Consider the following 6,040-nt stretch of genomic DNA (forward strand, 5'->3'; position numbering starts at 1 on the left):
CGATGCTCAACCTCACCACCCGACGCAACGCCGCCTCCGCACGAAAGGCCCTCGCCCGCCTCGAAGAACTCGAACTGGTCCCGCTCGGCGCCTACCCCGGCAGCGACGTCCACTGGCCCATGCGCTGCGGCCGAACCGGCTGCACCTGGACCGGCCACCTCTTCTACAGCCACCTGCGCGCCAGTCGAGGACACGACCGACGGCACGTCGGCTGTACCGGAGCCCCCGGTACCTACCGCGCCCAAATCCCCGACACCGACCTCGCCAAGAAGCTCACCGAGCTGTTCCCCGACACCGACTTCACCATCACGACCACCGACAACATCCAGCGGAACATCGCCTGGACCGGGGGCCCCGACGACACCCACCTCGCCGCCCTCATCGGCGACAGCCAAGGCCACCTCATCCACCACGACACGCCGAACCCCAGCACCTGACCGCCCAGCCGGGCAGGCATACCACCTGCCCGGCCCCACCCGGAGAACACCACCGTGGAGATCGACCTCACCGACCTGCCCCTCGACCTCGTCCCCGTCATCATCGCCCCGACCCGCCGCGAGCTCGAACAAGCAGCGCCCGCCATACCCGAAGCGCACGCCCGCAACGCCACCCGCATACACCACCGCCACTACGGCAACGGCTGGGCCTACGTCCGCTGGACCCACACCCACGACAACGGCCGCACCATCCACAACAGCCGCCACATCCTCACCAGCGACCCCACCCACCGCTGGTGGTCCATCCCCGTTCACCCCCGATCGTCCTACTTCCTCTTCAACCCCTCCACCGGCCACCCCGTCGACCACTCCGCCCGCCCCTACCCCCACCCCACCACCACCGACAACACCGACCCCCTCCACCTCTGCCCGCACTGCGGCTCACGCGGCCAACTACCCGTCCGCTGCACCCCCGGCGACCCCGACCGCCACCACGAACAGCACCGCTACCCCAACGGCCGCCCCTGGAAGTACCTCCCCTGCCCAGCCGGCTGCACCCCCATCGCCGACCAACACCGCCTCTTCACCCCGCCAACCCCACCAACATCGCCCCAGCCCACACATCCCGATCAGCAGCTCCCGACCTCCTGAGACCACCCGAAGAGGCGACCCACCGCCATGCGCAACCTTGACGACCTCCGTCGACGACTCGCAGCACCGTTCAACCCCAACACCGACCACCCCGCCACCGCCGGGCAACTCCTCTGGCACGCCCTCACCACCGCCGGCCACGCACCCACCGTCCCCGACCTGAGCGGTGGACGCACGATCGCCGTTGACCTACCCGACCGCTCCAGCATCCAGGTCACCGAGAACATCACCTTCACGATCACCCACGCACCCGCCGACCACTGGGGCTGGAGCGCCACCCACGTCGACCCCGACGACGACGCCGCCTCCCAAGCCATCTACGAAGGCACCCGCGACCGCAGCCTCGCCACAGACAGCGCCGCCTGCGTCCAGGCCATCACCGCCTGGACCGCCGCACACACCGCCGTCGGCGCCATCAACCGCCACAACGCCCACCTCGCACTCCCCGCCACCATCCCCCGCAACACCCGCCGGAGCACTTGGCAGCTCGGCTACGCAGCCCCCGGATTCCGCGGCAACCGACCCGCCACCCCGACCAACCACCACACAGCCACCCGCCTCGACCGCTGGGTCCACCACGAACTCCAACGCCGCGGCGCCTGCCTCTCCTGCACCTGGGAAGGGCCCATCCGCCCTCGCCACAACGACGCGATCGAAGACGCCCTCGACCACGCCCACCCCGGCTGGCGAGACCTGCCCGCCCTACCCCAAGGCGCCACCAGGAAGAGCGGACCCCAGCTCCGCGCCCACCGCGAAGCCATCTACCCGCCCGGCTGGCTCGACAATGGCGGCCCCTACAAGGTTTTCACCACCACCGCCAACGACCGACACGAAGCCGGCAGAGCCCCCGGCGGCGGCTACCTCGTCAAGGTCCACCAGCCTGAGAAGCCCGATACCCGCTACGAACAGCACACCCTGCTTTGAATGGGCCACGGTGACCGGCAGCGGGGCCCCGAGTTTGCCGCAGTCGGAGTGGATACCGTCACTGGCCCGCTGTCCTCGCCACCGCCAACGACCTGGCCGCCAGCCTCTACCGCCTCGGCAGCGCAACGATCAACCACTGCACTGCGAGGATCACCTTCCCCGGCGCTGTGCCTGGAAGGAGAAGTGCTGGGGCAAATCCTTGCCGACGATAGATGCACGGGTGGTCACAAAGTGTTCTATGCGCTCGAACGGCTCTCTTCGCGTGCGTCCGAGGTTCAGGCGTCAGAGGCTTGCCAATGGAACGGGATTTCCTCTCGTTCATTTCACATCTACTGAAGGAGCGCCATGCGCCTCAGGCTCACCCGGGTCGTCGCGGCTGCTGCTGTCGCCTCGTTCTCAGCCCTTGTCCTGTCGGGCAGTCCCGCTGTTGCCGTACAGCCCCAAGCGGGCATCGGCGGCCCGGCACCGTTGGGGTGGCTGGGTGACTGCAGCTACGTGATCGGCCAGAACTTCGCTGGCGGATGGTGCGACGGCAACGGCCCGGACTGGTGGTATCAGGCCTGGGTGCACTGCGACGACGGCTACTACTATGGGCCTGCTCGCTGGGCTGGAGACCGGAGAGGTTCCTACGCCTACTGCCCGGATGGTCACTTTGTCGTCAACGGCGAGGGTGGCATCAACACCTGGCACGAAGGGTGATTGCCCAACTGTGAGGTGCCTCATGCCTGTGAGCGCACCGCGCACCATCGGATCGGCCTCGGAACCGGCGACGCTGGCTGTCCTCAAGTGATTGTCAGGCTTGAGACTTCGCCTATGTCAAACCGGTTTCCTGGCCGATCGTGTGATGTGTCCAACAATGGGATCCCTTGGGTGAAGAAGGGAATCCGGGCACCCCTTGCCGAGTACTTCGGCCGACTCGGTGGCACGCAACTCGAGCAGCGCGACTGTGACCTCAAGACGGCACCAATTGCCCAGGGCTCGCGGATTCGAACGAGCCTGCTGCTGTACCGACCTTCATGAAGATGACCCTGAACGGCAGTCACGCTGGGTGGCGGACTTCGTGTTGCCCGCGATGCTTTCCGAGTGGATATCTGGTGGGATACTCTCGCGGAACCGAACATCTGACGAGATTTTCGCGTGTCGTCGGATAGGCGGAGCGGAAGTGCTCTGTCGCGGTAAGGCTCTCCCTTGGGGGCGGTTTCCCGCGATGGAGTTGCTGCAGGTCAGCCGTCCACCCGCCGACGCTGGTGCGCTCCGAACGGGACGATTGAGGAACCTGTGGGGAATGCGCGGCGGCGAAGGCCAGTGAAAACCGGTGAAGGCCGAAGACGACCCCAGGCCCCAAACGGCCTCTGACCTGGGAAAACAGGTAAAGGCAGTGAAGGTCAGTGAAGACCGACCAAACTGCTAATGGGTCTCATAATCCCTTGGTCGTGGGTTCGAGTCCCACCCGCCCCACCCTCAAGGCCGACCTCGGGCCGGCGGGCGTACGCCCCTGAGCGGGGGAGGACGTCCGCCCCGCCACCGAGACTGTAGGGCACCCGCCCGCCGGACCGGCTGTGGCGCGCCGGAGTTCACCCCGGTTGGGGACCGGCCGCCGGATCAGGATCCGCCGAAGACCGGTGTCGCCGTCGGATCCGTGGCGGGCCCGGGCAGTTCGAGTGCGGCGATGCCGTCTTTCGTCGCAGTGTCCGGCCGCAGGCCCCACCGCGTGAAGTAGTCGCCGAGATCCGTGCCGGAGGCGACGCAGGCGGAGATCATGAAGTACCTCTTCTTCTCCGCGTCGCCCTTGATCCGCTCCCGCCTCCTCGCCATCCGGTGGAGGCGGTGGTAGAAGCCGTCGCCGAAGACGACCCGCAGCTGCTCGAACATGGCGAGCCGCACGAACTCGTCGGCGTCCTCGAACGTCTTCCCCGTGCCCGCGAGGTACTTCTTGGCGTCGTCCCACTCGGCGGGGGTGCCGTGCTTCTGCGGCAGCCCGGAGGGGAAGAGCCGACGTGCCGCGAGGGTGTAGACGTTGACGGTGGTCTCCGTCATGGCCCCCCAGCTCCAGTGGTCGGTCTGCTGCCGCTGGTGTCCGAGCTCGTGCCACTCGCCCCACGCCTGGCACTGCCTCTCCGGCGCGTAGACGTTCGCCGCGTCCCCGGCCGGAATGGCCGCCCGGTAGTCCTTGGAGTTCGGATCGGTCTCCGTGCGGGTGATCACGACCATCGGCCGCAGCGGGCTGGGCCGGTCCGGAAGGGCTCCCGCGCCCAGGCCGCTGATCGCGTCCTGGGCGTCGACGATGTCCTGGTACCCCGTCAGCAGCGCCTCCTGGTCCCGGTCGGCGTACCGCGCGGCGTGGGAGACGAGCCCGGTGAGGATGACGCGGTCACCGGAGTGCTCGGCCACCGGCACCTTCGACACGTCGAGCATGTGCCGCCACTGCGCGGCCGTGGTGATCCCCTGCCGGTAGAAGGGGAACGGCTCGGCCCCTTCGCCCAGCGTCACCGTGATCGCGGGAGCCTCCTGGCCCGGATCCGCCGCGTAGCGGACGTACAGGATTCCCCCGTAGAGGTTCGAGACCCGGTTGGCTCCCTCGGCCAGTTTCTGCCGGAAGGGGCCGGGCGTGACGTCGTCGTCGTAGTCCTTGTCGGGGTTGATCAAGTCCGGCGTCCCGATGACGATTTCCGGTTCGACGGTTGTTCCGGAAAGCCCGGAAACGGTGACCGTGAGGTCCTCGTGCGGATTCAGGTAGAAGCCGGTCGGCTGGAAATCCGCCCACAGGGACCGCTGTGCCAGCCGCCCGCGTTCGGACTCGGCCGAGGGCAGGGCGGATATGTCCAGTGACCGCGGCTGCGGATAGGCGGACTTCTCGGTCTGGTGATAGACGGGCGCCGCCCGTACGGCCCAGGTGTAGGTGTGCGTCGCCGTGCTGGACACTTTTCCGCCCACCCGGGAGACGAGCTTCAGGGTGCTGGAGACCGTCGTGTCGACCGGATGGCCGGGATTCAGTCTGACCGAGATCTTCGTCCAGCCGAATTCCCCCTTCCCCGTTTTTCCCCAGCCGCACGCGACCTCTCCGGAATCGTTCCTGCCGCACGGCCCGCCGTAGACCTCCGTGATGGTCAGTCCGGCCGATACCTTGTTCTCCAAGGTGACGCTGTCCGCCGTTCCCGGTCCGTCGTTGTGGAACTCCGGGACGTAGAAGAGGGTTTGGCCGGGGTAGATCACATGGCCGGCGTAGTTCGGCTGGATGCGCATCTGGGCCTTGGCCATGGCGCACCCCCTTTCAGGGATCGGCCGCCAAGCCCCACGCTACGGCGGTCCCGGCCGCCCCGCACCCGCGCTCGCGGCCGGCCGGGACGGGCCCCGGGCGGGTGGAGCTCCGCCGGGGCCCGTCCCGCCGAATTCACGTCACGGACGTTTCCGGCGGCGTGTCAGAGGATTTCGATGTCCTTGACCAACGGCGGGCGGTTCGGGTACGTGATGTCGGTCCAGCGCGGGATCCTGACCGAGTCCCCGTTGGCGTCGTAGTAGATCAGGTCGTTGTTCCCGGTGGAGATCCGGTCGACCCACCAGTTGCCGAAGGAGGTCCGGCCGGCATTCGCGTAGCAGTCCACGCTCTGGCGGCCGTCGCTGTGAGACCAGATCTTCAGGAAGTTCTCGCCGCCCCGGCACTCGACGTGGTCGATGGCGAAGGCGTTGCCGGACGGGACGGCCACGGTCAGGACGGCCGCCGCGGCGAACGCGGCGGTCACGGAACTCACGATCTTCTTCGTCTTCGAGATCACGGGTTCTCCTCGGAGAAATCGAATCGAATGGTGAATCGGGAACGCACTGACAAGGGAATTCCCGGTTGCATCGTGCTCGACCAGCATCTGGGCGGCCGGTGGACGCGGTCAATCGCGCCCGTCGCGCACCGACCGGTTATCGGACACATCCGGTCGGGCGTTGCGTGCCGGGCGGGCCCCGTGGTGCCGGTGGGGCGGGGCGGTCAGGTGGCTCGTGGCGGGGAGAACTACTACCTCAAGGCCATCGAAGTGGAG

The 6,040-nt window shown here is 67.8% G+C and carries 7 protein-coding genes; 5 read left to right on the plus strand and 2 right to left on the minus strand.

Annotated features, from left to right (window positions below):
• Window positions 1–2: 2 nt before the first annotated feature.
• From AB0E96_RS00580 to AB0E96_RS00595, 4 genes are all read left to right on the plus strand, one after another.
• Entirely contained in the window at window positions 3–437 is a 435-nt protein-coding gene (locus AB0E96_RS00580) for a hypothetical protein (protein WP_359816866.1), read from the plus strand.
• Window positions 438–491: 54 nt separating this feature from the next.
• Window positions 492–1,088 carry a hypothetical protein gene (locus AB0E96_RS00585; protein ID WP_359816868.1) on the plus strand — a complete coding sequence of 199 codons (597 nt, stop codon included), beginning with the start codon at window positions 492–494 and terminating at the stop codon, window positions 1,086–1,088.
• A gap of 27 nt (window positions 1,089–1,115) precedes the next feature.
• Window positions 1,116–2,012, plus strand: coding sequence for a DUF6349 family protein (locus AB0E96_RS00590; RefSeq protein WP_359816870.1), 897 nt, complete (start codon window positions 1,116–1,118; stop codon window positions 2,010–2,012).
• A 345-nt stretch (window positions 2,013–2,357) separates the two neighbouring features.
• Window positions 2,358–2,711: a hypothetical protein gene (locus tag AB0E96_RS00595; protein ID WP_359816872.1), complete on the plus strand. Its 354-nt coding sequence runs from the start codon at window positions 2,358–2,360 to the stop codon at window positions 2,709–2,711.
• Window positions 2,712–3,614: 903 nt separating this feature from the next.
• Here the strand turns inward: AB0E96_RS00595 and AB0E96_RS00600 are convergent.
• Together AB0E96_RS00600 and AB0E96_RS00605 are read right to left on the minus strand one after the other, a co-directional pair.
• The gene (locus AB0E96_RS00600) at window positions 3,615–5,270 is read right to left on the minus strand and encodes a M60 family metallopeptidase (RefSeq protein WP_359816874.1); all 1,656 of its coding nucleotides are present in this window, start codon (window positions 5,268–5,270) and stop codon (window positions 3,615–3,617) included.
• A 161-nt stretch (window positions 5,271–5,431) separates the two neighbouring features.
• A complete protein-coding gene (locus AB0E96_RS00605; protein ID WP_359816876.1) occupies window positions 5,432–5,785 on the minus strand; it encodes a beta/gamma crystallin domain-containing protein in 354 nt (117 codons plus the stop codon).
• Between the two features lie 72 nt (window positions 5,786–5,857).
• Between AB0E96_RS00605 and AB0E96_RS00610 the strand changes: the two genes are divergently transcribed.
• A partial coding sequence (locus AB0E96_RS00610) for a hypothetical protein (protein ID WP_359816878.1) occupies window positions 5,858–6,040 on the plus strand: 183 nt, incomplete at its 3' end.

The organism is Kitasatospora sp. NPDC036755, assembly GCF_040636595.1.
Taxonomy (GTDB): domain Bacteria; phylum Actinomycetota; class Actinomycetes; order Streptomycetales; family Streptomycetaceae; genus Kitasatospora.

What these genes read in the sequence shown, in the direction of transcription:
- AB0E96_RS00580 (WP_359816866.1), top strand. Translation starts at nt 3, where the DNA reads ATGCTCAACCTCACCACCCGACGCAACGCCGCCTCCGCACGAAAGGCC.
- AB0E96_RS00590 (WP_359816870.1), top strand. Translation starts at nt 1,116, where the DNA reads ATGCGCAACCTTGACGACCTCCGTCGACGACTCGCAGCACCGTTCAAC.
- AB0E96_RS00595 (WP_359816872.1), top strand. Translation starts at nt 2,358, where the DNA reads ATGCGCCTCAGGCTCACCCGGGTCGTCGCGGCTGCTGCTGTCGCCTCG.
- AB0E96_RS00600 (WP_359816874.1), bottom strand. Translation starts at nt 5,270, where the DNA reads ATGGCCAAGGCCCAGATGCGCATCCAGCCGAACTACGCCGGCCATGTG.